Raw genomic sequence first — 16,049 nt, 5'->3', positions numbered from 1 at the left:
CGTCTTTTGTTGTAAACTATAATTATATTTGAACATTGTATAACTTTAAACATAATATATTATTATAGCGCGTTTGGGGTGAAATATATGGATACCAAAAGAATTAGTTTGTTGTTAAAGAGGGATGAGGGTACAAAATTAGATTATAAGTTGAAAATTGATATATTAATGGAAAGTGGTAAAAAGGAATTAGCTAAGGACGTATGTGCTATAGCAAACTCCCGTGGAGGAAGAGGATACATTATTATTGGAGTGGAAGATAAAACAAAAATAATTATAGGCATTAATGATTATGAGTTTAAAGAAGAACAAATACAACAAATTATTAGTTCAAGATGTGAACCACCTATTCCAGTATCTATAGAGTTTGTAGTACATCAAAGTAAAAATTTAGCTATCATAACCATATATGATGGTGGTCAGAAACCATATCAATTAAGAGAAAATGGGGCTTTTTACATTAGGCGAGGTTCTACAACAGATACCATGCGCAAAGAAGAATTGATTTCCTGTTTACAAGAAAATTTCAGCCTCAATATCGAAACTATGCCTATTATAAATAGTGATACTAATAGTTTGGATTTTAACATAATAAATAAGTTTTTTTTAAGTAAGGGCATTTTAGTAAATGACAGCAACAAGTTAGAATTTATGGACAATGCAGGAATAGCCTTTGTTGAAAGAGATTATAACAAAAGGGTAGTGACCCTGGGAGGGTTATTAGTATTTTCTTCAGTTAATAGTATTTATTTACCTCATAATATGATAAAGATTGTAAATAAGGTAAATGATAACTTTGATGAGGTTACAATTGTACAGGGGAACTTATTAGACATGTTAGATAGGGTAGAAGAATTTTTTAAAAAGATATTCCCATTAAATTATCCTATAGGTGCAGTCCATGAGGCCGTAAAAAATGCGATCCTTTATAGGGATTATACTATATTTTATAAGGAAATCGAAATATTAGTAAGCTACAACAGTGTAAGTGTAGTTAGTCCTGGAAATTTATTTTTTTCAACTGAAATTAATCGTCATAATTATTTAAAAAGGAATATGTGGATATATGATAAGTTAATAGCATTAGATGATAGAAAAAGGTTTGCTAAATCTGGAAGAGGTTTTGCGAGGATGAAAAAAGCTTTTATTAAATATGGTAAAATTATATTTGTAGATTCAAAGGATGATAATACTTTTAAAGTTATTTTTCCAGGAATTAAAAATTTTATTTAAATTTGATTTAGTGTTAGATAGGTTTTTAACGATATATTTATAGGTTAGGGAGAATATGATTGCAAATTAGCGTAATAAGCAGATAGATGTGTATAAACACAGAAAATGAGTGGTTAGGGTACTTGATATACTTTAAGTATATATATATAGTTAATAACATAAAAAATTATATCTAAAAGGCTATGAAAGAAAAAAGTAACTGTAAAAATTATTTAGAGAGCTAGTGGTAGGTGTGAACTAGTTAAGGAATACAGTGAAATACATTCTGGAGCTTTAAGCTGAAACAGCATCCAAGATGATGAGTAGGTAGCATCGAAGATGAAACAGCATCGAAGATGATGAGTAGGCTGAGACGGGTAGACCTTACGTTATAAGGGAAAAGCGGATTGTTAAATCAATTTGGGTGGTACCACGGAATTATTTCGTCCCTTTCATAGGGGCGTTTTTTTTATTTAAAAAAATAAATGATAATTATAATAAGGAGGAGGAATAAATTATGGAAAATGTATATGATACTCTTATTGAGCGAGGATATATAAAACAACTTACTCACGAGCAGGAAATAAAAAATATATTAGCAAAAGAAAAGGTTACATTTTATATAGGTTTTGACCCAACAGCAGATAGCTTACATATTGGTCACTTTATTGCTATGATGTTTATGGCACATATGCAAAGGGCAGGACATAGACCAATAGCATTAGTTGGCGGTGGAACTGCAATGATAGGTGATCCTTCAGGTAAAACAGATATGAGGAAAATGCTTTCAAAAGATGAGATTGATTACAATATATCCTGCATAAAATTACAACTTTCAAGGCTTATAGATTTTAAGGACGATAAAGCAATACTCGAAAATAATGCAAATTGGCTATTAAACTTAAATTATGTAGATTTTATAAGAGATATAGGGGTGCATTTTTCAGTTAACAGGATGTTAACTGCTGATTGTTTTAAGCAGAGATTAGAAAAAGGGTTATCTTTTCTTGAGTTTAATTACATGCTAATGCAAGGATATGACTTTTTAATGCTAAATCAAAAATATGGATGTACTATGCAATTAGGTGGAGATGATCAATGGTCTAACATAATTGCAGGAATGGAACTAATAAGAAAAAAAGAAAGCAAATCTTCTTATGGGATGACTTGTGCATTACTTACTAATAGTGAAGGCAAGAAGATGGGGAAAACGGAAAACGGTGCTTTATGGCTTGACGCAAATAAAACATCCCCTTATGATTTTTATCAATACTGGAGAAATATTGCAGATTCAGATGTAGAAAAATGTCTATCACTACTTACTTTTGTATCAATGGATGAGGTGCGACGATTAGGTGCTTTAAAGGATGAAAAAATCAATGAGGCAAAAAAAGTTTTAGCTTATGAGGTTACAAAACTTATCCATGGAGAAGCAGAAGCTATTAAGGCTGAGACAGCAGCAGAGGCTTTATTTGGTGGTGGAAGTAATATGAGTAGCATACCTACGATTTCTATACCAATAGACATGAAGGGTGCAGGGATAATGGATATATTAGTCTACACTAAAGTAGTGCCTTCTAAAGCAGAAGCTAGAAGACTAATTGAACAGGGTGGTTTAACTATTAATGAAACAAAAATAGAAGATAAAAATGCAACACTTTTAGACGTTGATTTTGAAGCGGATAGTATACTTATTAAAAAAGGAAAGAAAAAATATTTTTCTCTGATTATAGAATAGAAAAATTTTGTGAAAGCAAGGTTAAAATTTATATTTTAACTTTGTTTTTTATTTTTGTATTTTTGTTAGGACAGTTAATAACTAAAATATAATTATTAACTGTACCCTTTAAAAAAAAATGTTTTAGACGATAATAAAACAATGATACTTTTATGAATATTGTTATGATAAAAAAATGGGAGGTGACTTATGTCGATAATTAGCAATATTTCAATTTTGCAGAATCCAGAAGCTAAAAAAGCCTTTAGTAAACTATCTTTTGAAGCTGGTGAAAGGTTCAATGCAAAAATAGTAAGTAGTGGGCAGCAAGATGGAGAAGTTAATTTAAAATTATTAGATGGATGGCAATTTCCAGCGAAACTGGATAAAGCACTTGATCAAACTATGGATGGCAGTGTGTTAAAATTTGAAGTAGAAGGTTTTGAAGATGGCAAGCTTAAGATTAAATTAGTAAATGGAGATAAAGATGGCAAAATTGTAGAAAATGACATTTTAGAAACCACCCCTAATGGGAAACCTCTAAGTGATAACAAAACAGATGCCTTGATTTTTGAGAAAATGATAAAACATGATATACCTTTAACTAAAGAGAATGTAAGTGATATAAAAAATTTAATTGATTTTAGAGAAAAAATATCTTTAAATCCTAGCAAAGAGGATATTTTTATTGACAAATATCTTAATAGTAGAAATATTGACGTTAATAGTGAAAAGGCTATTGAAATAACAAAACAATTAAAAAATTTTTTTAATGCTCTAAAGAATTTAGATATTGATGAGATATTATTATTTAAAGAAAATAACATTGAACTTACTAAAGGAAATTTTGAGAGTTTTATAAAGTTATTTAAAGGAGAGTCTGCAGTATATAATAATCTGAAAGATATAAACGACTATCTTTTAAATAGTGATACAACTAAAAATACAATAAAAAATATTGAGACCCCTTCAATTAAACAGTATCAAAATAGTTCTGAACTTAAGGGTTTTCAAGAAGACGATTTCATAAATTTTAAATTTACAAATAATAATAAAGAAATGAAACCAGATAAAATATTTAATAATAATGAACAAATTGTGGATAAAACTAAAAATTCAAATAATCCTGTTGACATAAAAAACTCAAAACAAATAATTACCCTAATAAATGAAGAGTTAAAAAGCTTAAATATAAATAACAAAATTTTAAATATTGATAATAAAGTTTTGAATTCTATAATTAATAATTTAAAATGGGATGAAAATATAAATTCAAATGATAATTTTAAATTACAAAATGGAAGTAGTTTTAATAATGACACAATAAAGACACTAGTGGATAAAATTATTAAGACAGAGCAAATAGTATTGAGTCCAGAGAATCATCTTAAATTAATAGGAAATTTAGAGGAGAAATTAAACATAAATCAAAATGCCTCTACCAGTAAGAATTTAGAAACTATAAATTCAAAAGAGAATATCCCTCAAAATAAATTACAAAAGGAAACTGTTAGTGAAATAGGGTTAGATAATAAAAATGCTATAAACACTAAGGTTAATGGTTATGGTAAAAACAATTCACTTAATGAAATTATAAATATGATAAAAAAGGAATTAAATATTTCTAGCACAGACAGTATTATAAATAATCCTAAAATTGATATACAAAATTCAAATACGGATACACTAATTAAAGAGCAAATCAAAATAAAGACTGACGAGATTAAGAATATAGTTAAATTGATCATTGAAAATAAGCTTAATCTAAAACCGGAAACATATGAGAAGGTTATGCAGGTATTTGATCAAAAACTTAATGATATAAAAATATTTAATTCTATCTCGGAACAATATTATTACTTGGATTTGCCTATAAATGTTAAAGAAAATGAATACCAATTAAAATTAATTATTAAGGATGATAGAAAAAAAGGTAAAAAGATAGATAGTAAGAATGTACAAATTGCTACTAGCGTAAAGACAATAAACATGGGAACAGTGGATGCATATATTAAAATTAATAATAATAATATGAATATTGATATTAAGTGTAATGAATTCTTTGTTAAAGTTTTGGACCTTAGTAAAGAAAAATTAAATAAAGAGTTATCTAATCTTAATTATAAAGTTAGTATTAAAGTGAATAATAAGACTAACGAGTTTACATTAGCAAATTGCGGAAAATTCTTTGACGATAGAAGTTTTAATAAAATCAATATAAAGGTATAATAGTATGAAGGCACTTTAAAAATAGTTAATAAGTGCGAATATATTTTATTTCATATGTCTAAGGCTATAACTTAAAGCATTAATGAGGTGTATTAAGATGAAAAAAATAAAAAAGGCCACTGCAATAAAATATGAACAAGGATATGATGTTCCCATAGTAACTGCAGCAGGAATAGGGTATATTGCAGATAGAATTTTGCAAAAGGCTGAGGAGAGCAATGTGACTATAGTTCAAAATGATGAATTAGCCAATTTGCTTTCAAATGTTGATATAGGGTCAGAAATACCCGTAGAGTTATATGATGCAATAGCAAAGGTTATTGCTTATGTGATGGATATAGATTCACAAATGAAAAAAAATAAGTTTTAATAAAGGAGGTATATTATGGCGTTATGGGCAATATCTGATCTTCATTTAGCTATAAATTCAGATAAACCCATGGATATATTTGGAGAAAAATGGAGCAATCACCATGAGAAAATAAAAGAAAATTGGCTTAGAAAAGTTTCCTGCGAGGATACTGTATTAATTGCAGGGGATATATCGTGGTCCATGAATATTGATGAGGGCATGTCGGATTTAGAATGGATTCATAAGCTTCCAGGTAGAAAAATACTTATTAAAGGAAATCACGACTATTGGTGGAGTAGTATTACAAAGCTGAATTTGCTCTACGCGGATATGGACTTTATACAAAACAACTTTTTTAATTATGAAGATTTTGCTATATGTGGAACCCGGGGATGGAATTGTCCTGGGAGTGCAAGGTTTACGGCTCATGATGAAAAAATATTTGATAGAGAATTAATAAGGCTCCGAATTTCACTGGATGAAGCAGTTAAGAATGGATATAAGGAAATCATTGTAATGCTTCATTATCCACCAACTAACGATAAGTTCGAACAAACAGGACTTATAGCTCTAGTAAAAGAATACAATGTGAAGAAGGTTATATATGGCCATTTACATGGACCATCTTTAAATAGGTTATATGAAGGAAATAAAGAAGGCACAGAGTATATAGTCACTTCCTGTGATTATTTGGACTTTGATCCTTTGAAAATATTAGATTAGAATATAAATTCGTTTATATGGATAACTAATTTAATAATCATAGGTATATGAAAATAAATAACAAATCCAGTATGTGAGTATCAAAGATACTATTATATTGACTTGTTATTTATTTTCGTTCGCCTTAATGACTATTTGAATATTTTGGAAAAAAAACTGGTTTTTTTTGTTGTTTCTTCTGCCTCAAAGTTCTCTGTAGAAGATTTATTTAGATTGTCAGTATAAACTAACAATGCAGTCTCTTCTTCTTTAATCAAGACCTTCATGTCCCTTGCAAGTTCCTTTAAATTCTGTTTAACATTAGGAGTTGTTATTAGATTGCTAAACCAAACTAAAGAATCTTCTGTATGGCCAATGCGTCTATTTAACTCTCCAATAAGATACATAGCATTGTATTTATCCATGCCGTATATGGGAAATGATTCGGTATAATATGCATCGCTAAGTCCTTCTAGAGCCTGTTTTAAAAATATAAGTTCCATTTCTCTAGAATCATCGGTATCTATTAGCCTATACATCCAGGCGAGTTTTAAACAATTGATTGCTTTCTTACTTGATTTTGCATTAGTGAGTACATAATTTAAAAGGGAGAGTTTATACCTTTCAATAGCAATATGAACATCATAAATTTCCGGATACATTCTTCCGTGCCATTTGGGGGTAATAGACTTTTGTACTTCCTTTATTTCTATACTTCTTATGGTATGGAAATCTGTTTTCATAGCGGAGTATCCACAAGAATTACAAAGCCAAACATCATAGAAATAAGGATTAATGGAAGAATACCTAATAAAAAAATCACTATCTTTTTTTACCATTCTGTAAGCAGAGGATTTTACAGTTGTAGCGTTGAAAACGTGATCACATACAGGACAGGTAACTTCTTTATTATATAGAAGAGATTTCTCCTTGCTCTCCTCCTTTTTCTCTTTTAAACTTTCTATTTCTTTATTATAGATTTTAATATTATCAGTGTTATCAAAACCCATATTTTCTAGACCGGAAAATATTTTTTTATCCATTTAATCACCTCAAAAATAGATTTAATGTGGTATGATTAGTATATGTAATTTGGTATATTTTACTTAATAAATTGCTTTTATACCAATTTAGTAGTAAATTAATTATAACAGAAAATTAATAAAAATATAATAAAAATCAGCCTTCAGGTTTCAAGATGTTAATTATAACACTCAAATGATATGAAATTTTATGTAAAGGACTGAGTATATGGCAATAAGAGAGTGGAAAAGATTTTTAATTCCGTATGAACAGGGTGTAGAAGAGTTAAAGGTAAAATTCAGAAGTATAAGAAGAGAATATAGACGTAAAAATGATTATTCCCCTATAGAATTTGTTACAGGAAGGGTAAAAGAAATATCAAGTATTCTTGAGAAAGCTAATAAATTCAGTATTCCTCTGGAAAGAATTGAATTTGAAATGGAGGATATCGCTGGAATAAGAATAATGTGTCAATTTGTAGATGACATTGATAAGGTAGTAAATCTAATTCGTGAAAGACGTGATATGCAAATAGTTTATGAAAAAGATTATGTTGCTAATGTAAAAGGTAGTGGCTATAGAAGTTATCATATGATTATAAAATATCCTGTAAACTTAGCTGGTGGCCAAACAGAAATACTAGCAGAATTTCAAATAAGAACATTAGCAATGAATTTTTGGGCAACAGTAGAACATTCTCTAAATTATAAATATAAACATGATATACCAGAGTATATAAGGGAAAAGCTTAAAAATGCTGCAGATGCTGCTTTTCAGTTAGATGAACAAATGTTAGAAATAAAAGACGAAATTAAGGATGCACAAAAACTATTTGAGGTAAAATCTAACTTGGTATCAGATATAATGAACAATATAATGATGATTTCTTCTCTTGGAAAATTAATAGATGCAACTAGGTATAGAGAGCAATTAAATAAGTTACTGGAAGAAGGAGAAGTTTTTGAGCTAAGTAGTTTACTTCGCGCAACTCAAAAAACTTTAGATATGTATAAAGCGTAAGCACCATTTTTGCAGCTCTTATATTTATAACAAGTATTTTATACACAAAAAAAAGTATATATTACGCATAATGCATTGAATGCATTAATAGTAATATATACTTTTTTTCTTTTTTATTATATAGGAAACAGCTTGCGGAAAATCTTGTTTTAAGAATACTAAATGCAAAGCATATGTACCACATCTGCAGCCTAACGGCTAAAAGATTTTTTTGGGGGGGGTTATTAATATTTATTATTTCCTTATATGGATACATCTTAACATAAATGTAATATAGTATCAAGTTTCTCCGGGAGTGGCACCAAATAAGAAGAGCAGAAACATTGAAATTCCATTTAAAATTCTTCTTTTGACAATATAAAATTCTCGTGGGCCTGACTGGAAGGAAGGCTAGCGAACCGGCTCACGCCGAATGTGAGTGGTAGAGAATTTTATATTAGCAAAAGATTAGAATTTCTTAATGGAATTTCACGTTTCAAGCTCTTATTTGGTGCCACGCAGGAGAAACTTCATTCTGATTGCACTTTTTTTTATTAAGAAGCCACTATATTAACTAGTCTCCCTTTAATTACAATAACCTTGCGCACAGTTTTGCCTTCTAGTGCAGCAATTACAAATTCATCCTTTAGAGAAATTTCTTTTATTCTGTCTTCTAATAAACCAGAGGCTACATTTATTCTAGATTTGATTTTACCATTTATTTGAATAGCTATCTCTACTTCATCTTTAATAAGAGCACTCGCATCAAATTTAGGCCAGCTTTGATTAAATATAGAGTAACCCATACCTAAAGTTTCCCATTTCTCTTCCGCAAAGTGAGGAGCAAAGGGGGCTAAAAGCTTAAGGAAATCCACTAGTACTTCTTTTAAGAAATTACTGTTCTTATCTTCTCCATTAATATATTTTGTTATAGCATTAGTAAGCTCCATAAGTCTTGCAATAGCTGTATTAAATTGAAGTTTTTCTGCATCTTCAGTAACTCCGTTTATTGCAAAATTCCTCCAGTAATTTAATTCTTTTTCATCCAAGCCTAGGGAGTCCATACTACTTTCTTTTGCCACAACAAGGCTTCCAGTGTCGATTGCTCTTTCAATTCTATCAATGAATTTCCCCATGGCTTTTATACCATCATCACTCCAAGCGCCACCTTCAGTATAACCAAAACCAAACATTAGGTACATTCTAAATACATCTGCTCCAAACTCTTTTATATACGCGTCTGGTGAAATAGTGTTTCCTTTGGATTTACTCATTTTTAATCCATCTTCGCCTAAAATTAAACCTTGGTGAGTAAGGGATAGGAAAGGCTCATCAAAGTTTAGGTATCCCATATCGCGAAGAGCCTTTGTTATAAATCTTGCATATAATAAGTGCATACATGCATGTTCAGGACCACCTACGTATTTGTCTACAGGTAGCATTTTGTTTATTAAGTCTGTATCGAAAGCTTTTTCACTATTTTTATTATCTACATATCTTAAATAGTAGAAAGAAGAACAAACGAAGGTATCTAATGTATCAGCCTCACGACGAGCTGGTCCGCCACAAACAGGACAAGTGACATTAATAAACTCCTCACATTTAGCTAAGGGTGATTCCCCATCGGGCGTAAATTCTACATCATAAGGTAATTCTACTGGTAGCTGCTCCTCAGGAACAGGAACAGTTCCACATTTATCACAGTGTATTATTGGAATAGGCGAGCCCCAATATCTTTGCCTTGAGACTAACCAGTCACGAAGTCTAAAGTTTACCTTGCCGGAACCTAAGTTCATGCCTTCCAATTTTTTAACTATTGCTTCTTTTGCGTCATTAGTAGATAAACCATTAAATTCTTCACTATTTATAATTTTTCCATGTTCAGTATAAGGAAGGTCTTCATCGTCGTCATTCTTGCTTTTAAAACCAATGATTACTCTTTCTATAGGTAAATTATATTTAGTTGCGAAGGCAAAATCTCTATCATCATGAGCTGGAACAGCCATTACACATCCAGTTCCATAAGTGTTTAGAACATAGTCAGCAATCCAAATTGGAACCTTTCGTCCGTTTATAGGATTTATAGCATAGGAACCCGTAAATACACCAGTTTTATCCCTTGTAATAGACTGTCTTTCTATATCAGTTTGTCTCCCTGCATCATATTTATAAGACTCAACATCAGCTTTATATTCATCTTTAGTAAGGATGTCAACAAGATCATTCTCAGGGGCTATAACTACATAGGAAACGCCGTATAGAGTGTCTACTCTTGTTGTGAATACACTAAAGTCTACATCTGAATCTGACACTTTAAAAGTAACATCAGCACCAGTAGATTTACCTATCCAATGTCTTTGCATTGCTTTAGTTTTTTCAGGCCAATCTAAAGTATCAAGCATTGTTAGTAGTTCCTCAGCGTAGTCAGTAATTTTTAAAAACCATTGGGTTAAATTCTTTTTAGTAACTTCAGTGCCACATCTCTCGCAAGAACCATCTGCTAAGACTTGTTCATTTGCAAGTACTGTATTACAGCTAGGGCACCAATTTACAGGGGCTTTTTTTCTGTAAGCAAGACCCTTTTCAAATAATTTTAAGAATAACCATTGAGTCCATTTATAATAATCAGGTCTACAGGTTACAACTTCATGATCCCAATTAAACATCGCTCCCATAGCTTTTAATTGTTTTTTCATATTAATAATATTTTGCTCAGTAGAATCCTTTGGGTGAACACCTGTTTTTATTGCGTAATTTTCGGCAGGTAGCCCAAAAGCGTCAAAGCCCATTGGTTGAAATACATTATATCCCTGCATTCTTTTCATTCTAGCCCAAGAATCTACAGGACCATAGTTAAACCAATGCCCAGCATGTAATTGGCTTCCAGACGGATAAGAGAACATTTCAAGTACGTATAGTTTTTTATCAATTTTATTCTCATCAAATTTATATAGGTTAGTATCTTCCCATTTTTGTTGCCATTTTTCATCGATAGTTGTATTATATTTTGCCATTAATATTCCTCCTTGTAATGCTTTAATGTTAAAAATAATTATCAATCTTTTATCCTTGATTTTAATGTTTATGTAAAAATATTCTAGTTTTGAAAATAAAAAAAACCTCCATCTCAAGAAAGAGACGAAAGTATATTCCGCGGTACCACTCTAGTTAGGTTAAAAACCTCACTTACAAATATAACGGTTTTAACCGTACTTGTTTTTACAAGTAAGCTCATAGGAAAGTTCATATTATATCATTACTGCTTTTCACCAAAGGGACAAATAAATAATAAGATAGTATGGCTTTTACTAGCCGGACCATTTATTGGCATATTCCTTACAGCAGCTCTCTTTAAAATGATATGAATACTACTACCCCTAATCAAAGCAGTTTATTATAGTAGTCTTTGTTTATTATAGTATTTTTATCCATTATAATTTAAATAAAATTTTGTGTCAAGACCATGCATCAGGGCATATTAAATAAATAGAAATCAGAACTTAAATTTCTTAAGAAGATTTTTTTTAGCATAAGATATAAAGGCTGTAACTGCATAATCATATGCTACGAAAGCAAGCTCTACTATTATTATTAGTAAATATATATTTAAATTAATATTAGGGATGTTTAAAAGTAATAATTTATATATAAATATAATTATAGCGGAGCTCAAATTAAAATATAACAATTTTAATATAATTTCTAGGGGCATGTTCCTCAATTTTTCTACAAAGTATTTTACAAAACCATAAGAACCAAAAATTAAGATATAGGCTATACTTATAAGTTTTGATGGTATAATAAATAAGCTAAGCAAGGAAACGGCTCCATATACTACAATAGTATTTTTTACTCCAGTAACCATAATGGATAGGGGAATAATGCAAGACGCTAAAACTAATATAGATAATTTATTTGTAGGGAAAACAGATGAAATATATAGTAATATCAAACTAAGTGCTGTAAATATACCACCCTTAGCAATATGATTAGATTTCATAAATATCATCTCCTAAATTAATAGACTTAGCAACAGGAAATAAGGTCTCCACCAAAACATTCACAAATTGTATCCGCACACCATAAGTTAAGACACATATTGCCCATTCCATTATCGTTGCCACGTCTACTATAATAGTTATCTCTATAATTTGAGTTACGCGAATTTAGTTCATTAAAACTCCGTCTGTATTCAATATTATTAGGTTCCTGAGAGCAAGCGCGGCTTATAAAAGTATAAGCACTATCTTGCCAACCTTTTTTGAGGTGAACCATTCCCATTAAGTAATTCCACTCAGCAGTTTTTGTATTCATAGAACTCAATTTTTGCTCAGCTGAAGAAGTATTTCCACTATTAATATCCATTCTTATAGATTGATATATGTTATTGCTAGTATAGTCATTATTTGAAGTAGAACCAGAATTATTTTGAGAACTATAACCGCTTGACGAGCTGTGGCTACTTGAAGAACCATTATTTTTCATAAGTGAATCATAAGCTTCATTTAGTTCTCTCATTTTAATTTCAGCTAAATCTTTTAAAGGGTTATCACCATACTGATCAGGGTGATATTTTTTCGCAAGTTCTCTATAGGCTTTTTTAATATCTTCTTTAGATGTGCCTTCTTTTACACCAAGTACTTCATATGGATTTGTCATCTTTATATTCCACTCCTTTTAAATTATCAATATTTTCTTTGTTAAAAACCTTATCCATTTTTTCCATTAATCCGAGTTCTAGTATATTATATAAGATATCTTCATTTTTTATTAAGGGTAAATCATTTAAATATTTTAAACATTGCTCAGCGCTTGTAGCTAATATAAAATCAATTCTTGGCTTTATTAATGTAGAAAAACTTTTAAAATCTAAATTATCTAGATTAAGCAATGAATTTATAGCATTAAAAGAATTCATTTTCATATCTTTTTCTAAATCATCATAAGCATCTATAATGTATATCCATTTGCCTAAATTATAACCAAGCCAATACAAGTCATCTTTAAATGAGGATTCTTTATAATAAAAGGATATTATAAAGCCCGTAAGGTCAGCAAAAACATGGGATATTTCATCTATGCCCATATCTTTATGGTTAACCTCTATAGTATTTAGTAATTGAAGTTTTTCCTTTGTATATATCATTATATCATTATATGCTTTATCTGATTTTGGCAAATAATTTTTTAAAAATATAGAAAAAACTTTGCTTTTCATTGTTTTATTATCGTAAGCATCATCCATTAGCTTATAATAAGCTAATGTAATATTACAAAATGCTGCATAATCTAAGGCCTCATTATTGTTAATCATAAGCCTTTTTTTAAGCGGATGAATCATACACTTAAACTCATTAAAGTTATATTTATCTTCTGATAAGGAGTCTAAAAGTATTGCTAAAAAAGTCATATCATAATTTAATGTTAGCCGTGGCAGGTTCCCAAAATTATTTTTAATAGAGTTACACAAGCCACAATAATAAGCTTTGAATTTTTCGTAGTCTTTTATCTTCATTTCCATTTTACATGGAGTTACATATCCAAACATTATTGCCCTTTCATTACTTTTTTTGATTTTAATATTTCATAAATACTTTTAGAGGTAGTATCCTCTAAGTTGTAACCCAGTAGGTTTACAACTTCTTCAATTTCTTCTTCATAAACGCTTTCAATTTCTATATAGGGAAAAGGACAAAATTCCTTTTCATTTATATCTATTTCTATAAGGGTATTTTTATATTTATAGCTTTCTCTATACTTTTTAATAGATTGTATAAGATTAAGACCTAAGGATTCAAATATTCCTTTAGCAGCTATTTCATCTTTGATTTCTGATTCATGTTCATCCATAATCTTGTATTTTTCTTGGCTTATAAGTTTTTTTGTTGTTATGTAATGAACCGTAGAATTTGTTAGTTCATCTTGAACGGTACGTATTCTTGCATAGCCTTTACCCTTTATTAGTCTTTTATCCGAGAAATCATAAATATTATTTATTTGGTTTTCTTGTTTTACTTTTATTGCATTTATATTCAATAGTTTTCTACGAATTTCCTGTACATCAATATCTATAATTCTAGTTTCTATTTCTTTCAAAGTGATCCTCCTTATAGAACCCTTAGGTAGATAATTGTTACTTGCTGAATTACTTATTAAGTGTGATTATATCATAACTTAAATAAAGTAACATTAATAATTGATTAAAATTGTGAAGTTAAATCTAGGTAAATAGGTTGGCTTTATAATATTACTTTAAATACTAAGTAAAATATCAATTTATAACTTTGTTATAATTACAAATACATAGTATAATAGTTAGGCACATTAGATAAATATTAAGGTGGTGTTTTTTTTGGAATACATAAAGGAAATTAATATAAATGAGGCTATTATTCATGTTTTAGATAACAATGCAGATGAACCTATCTTGAATGAATACGCATTAGACTTAGATGAAGAAAAATATAATTTTTTGCTTAGACATATACAAAAGTGTTTAAGAGATGAAGATTTAAAATATGGAATATTTAATGAAGATAAAAACATAGTAAAAGAAATATCTGCGGAATATTTAAATGGTGAAAATAATTTATTGGATGTATCTAAGGAATTAGCAAGACAGATGTTTATTTTAATGAGGTCTAAGGGGAGCATTCCTTCTTGTGATTTGATAATGGTATCTTTTACTACAGAATTTGGACCAATACTTGGTATATTTAAAATGGATTATATTAAGAATTATGTTCACACTATAGAGTTTGTGGATGAAAAATTAGGTATTGATATAGTACCTCAGTTTACGGGATTACCTGGGAGTTCTCAAAGGATACAAAAATGCGCTTTTTTGAAACCAATTAGAGAGGAAAACAATTTTGATTTAATGGTTATTGATAAAAAAAGCAAGAATAAAGAAAAAGATAATGAAACTGAGGGATATGGTTCAAACTATTTTATTAACGATTACTTAGGTTGCACTATTTTTGAGAATGAAAGAGATGTAACTAAAAACTTTGTACGAGCTGCTGAAAAATTCACCCAAAACACCTTTTCGAAAAATGCAGATGAAGCAGAAGTTGTTAGAAGTACAATAAAAAGAAAACTTAGAGAAGAAGATAATATTGATGTTAAAGAATTATCTGAGCAAATCTTTCCTGAAAACAATGAAACTAAAGAAAAATTTGTTGAGTTTATAGCTGAGCAAGGGATTTCTCCAAATATTACTCTTGATAAAGAATGGATAGATAAAAAATTAAAAAGAGTAAGACTCAAAATTGATAAAGATATAGATTTATATGTTGATGCAGAAACATATCATGATAACAGTAGATTTGAAATACAAAGAAATGGTGATGGAACTATTAACATGGTTATTAAACATGTTAGCAATTACATAGAAAAATAAAAGTGAAAAAGTATATATTACTACTAATGCTTTCATTTCGCTAAGAACTACTAATTATATTTTTAATTAAGTTGCTAAAAAGCATAAACTCGCTTCGCTCAGACATATGCTTTTCTTAACGCAGCTTAATTAAAAATATAATAAGAAGTTCTAAAGCTTATTCAAATGCATTATACGTAATATATACTTTTTTTTGCGTATAAAACATTTCTTTGTTTCCTATATAATAAAAAATAAAATTAAAATACCCACAGTATAATATACTGTGGGTATTTTTCAGACTGTTGACAAACATAAAATGTAAAACACTCTAATAAATTGGAGTGTTTTTTTTGTAGGCAAAAAGGATTTTGGACCATCAATGTCGAATATATAGAGTATACAAACTTTGTAACTCGGAGGTCTTAATTATG

At 29.4% G+C, this 16,049-nt stretch carries 13 protein-coding genes and 2 other annotated features; of the genes, 7 read left to right on the top strand and 6 right to left on the bottom strand.

Going from position 1 to position 16,049, the window contains the following annotated elements; genetic code table 11:
- The first annotated feature begins 87 nt into the window (after window positions 1-87).
- The 5 genes from VIM70_RS17410 (at window position 88) to VIM70_RS17390 (ending at window position 6,233) form a co-directional block, all read left to right on the top strand.
- A complete protein-coding gene (locus tag VIM70_RS17410; protein WP_331947049.1) occupies window positions 88-1,233 on the top strand; it encodes a helix-turn-helix domain-containing protein in 1,146 nt (381 codons plus the stop codon).
- Between the two features lie 173 nt (window positions 1,234-1,406).
- Window positions 1,407-1,666, top strand: a binding site (T-box leader).
- 63 nt (window positions 1,667-1,729) lie between these two features.
- Window positions 1,730-2,950 (top strand): tyrosine--tRNA ligase, encoded by a 1,221-nt coding sequence (gene tyrS, locus VIM70_RS17405; protein WP_331947048.1) that lies wholly within the window; start codon window positions 1,730-1,732, stop codon window positions 2,948-2,950.
- Window positions 2,951-3,139: 189 nt separating this feature from the next.
- Window positions 3,140-5,158 carry a hypothetical protein gene (locus VIM70_RS17400; protein WP_331947047.1) on the top strand — a complete coding sequence of 673 codons (2,019 nt, stop codon included), beginning with the start codon at window positions 3,140-3,142 and terminating at the stop codon, window positions 5,156-5,158.
- Window positions 5,159-5,255: 97 nt separating this feature from the next.
- Window positions 5,256-5,528 carry an EscU/YscU/HrcU family type III secretion system export apparatus switch protein gene (locus VIM70_RS17395; RefSeq protein ID WP_331947046.1) on the top strand — a complete coding sequence of 91 codons (273 nt, stop codon included), beginning with the start codon at window positions 5,256-5,258 and terminating at the stop codon, window positions 5,526-5,528.
- Between the two features lie 15 nt (window positions 5,529-5,543).
- Window positions 5,544-6,233, top strand: coding sequence for a metallophosphoesterase (locus VIM70_RS17390; RefSeq protein ID WP_331947045.1), 690 nt, complete (start codon window positions 5,544-5,546; stop codon window positions 6,231-6,233).
- A gap of 131 nt (window positions 6,234-6,364) precedes the next feature.
- Here the strand turns inward: VIM70_RS17390 and VIM70_RS17385 are convergent, their stop codons facing one another.
- Window positions 6,365-7,222, bottom strand: a complete 858-nt coding sequence (locus tag VIM70_RS17385; protein WP_414648726.1) for a DUF2225 domain-containing protein — start codon at window positions 7,220-7,222, stop codon at window positions 6,365-6,367.
- Window positions 7,223-7,463: 241 nt separating this feature from the next.
- On the opposite strand from VIM70_RS17385, the gene VIM70_RS17380 reads away from it, so the two are divergent.
- Complete coding sequence (locus tag VIM70_RS17380; RefSeq protein ID WP_331947043.1) at window positions 7,464-8,255, top strand: GTP pyrophosphokinase family protein; 792 nt, start codon at window positions 7,464-7,466, stop codon at window positions 8,253-8,255.
- A gap of 533 nt (window positions 8,256-8,788) precedes the next feature.
- Here VIM70_RS17380 and leuS read toward each other — a convergent pair.
- From leuS to VIM70_RS17355, 5 genes are all read right to left on the bottom strand, one after another.
- Complete coding sequence (leuS, locus tag VIM70_RS17375) at window positions 8,789-11,248, bottom strand: leucine--tRNA ligase (RefSeq protein ID WP_331947042.1); 2,460 nt, start codon at window positions 11,246-11,248, stop codon at window positions 8,789-8,791.
- Between the two features lie 117 nt (window positions 11,249-11,365).
- Window positions 11,366-11,628 (bottom strand) — a binding site (T-box leader).
- Window positions 11,629-11,727: 99 nt separating this feature from the next.
- The gene (locus tag VIM70_RS17370; RefSeq protein WP_331947041.1) at window positions 11,728-12,234 is read right to left on the bottom strand and encodes a hypothetical protein; all 507 of its coding nucleotides are present in this window, start codon (window positions 12,232-12,234) and stop codon (window positions 11,728-11,730) included.
- Window positions 12,235-12,260: 26 nt separating this feature from the next.
- Window positions 12,261-12,893, bottom strand: coding sequence for a J domain-containing protein (locus tag VIM70_RS17365; RefSeq protein ID WP_331947040.1), 633 nt, complete (start codon window positions 12,891-12,893; stop codon window positions 12,261-12,263).
- Window positions 12,877-13,782, bottom strand: coding sequence for a DUF5685 family protein (locus VIM70_RS17360; RefSeq protein WP_331947039.1), 906 nt, complete (start codon window positions 13,780-13,782; stop codon window positions 12,877-12,879). Before VIM70_RS17360 ends, VIM70_RS17365 begins: the two co-directional genes overlap by 17 nt.
- Complete coding sequence (locus VIM70_RS17355) at window positions 13,782-14,330, bottom strand: class IV adenylate cyclase (RefSeq protein WP_331947038.1); 549 nt, start codon at window positions 14,328-14,330, stop codon at window positions 13,782-13,784. Before VIM70_RS17355 ends, VIM70_RS17360 begins: the two co-directional genes overlap by 1 nt.
- A gap of 256 nt (window positions 14,331-14,586) precedes the next feature.
- Between VIM70_RS17355 and VIM70_RS17350 the strand changes: the two genes are divergently transcribed.
- On the top strand, window positions 14,587-15,636 hold the full coding sequence (locus VIM70_RS17350) for a nucleoid-associated protein (RefSeq protein WP_331947037.1): 1,050 nt from the start codon (window positions 14,587-14,589) through the stop codon (window positions 15,634-15,636).
- Window positions 15,637-16,049: the final 413 nt, after the last annotated feature.

Origin of the sequence: Clostridium sp. (genome assembly GCF_036569345.1) — a bacterium.
Classification (GTDB): Bacteria; Bacillota; Clostridia; order Clostridiales; family Clostridiaceae; genus Clostridium_AD.
This window is presented reverse-complemented; position numbering and strand designations above follow the sequence as displayed.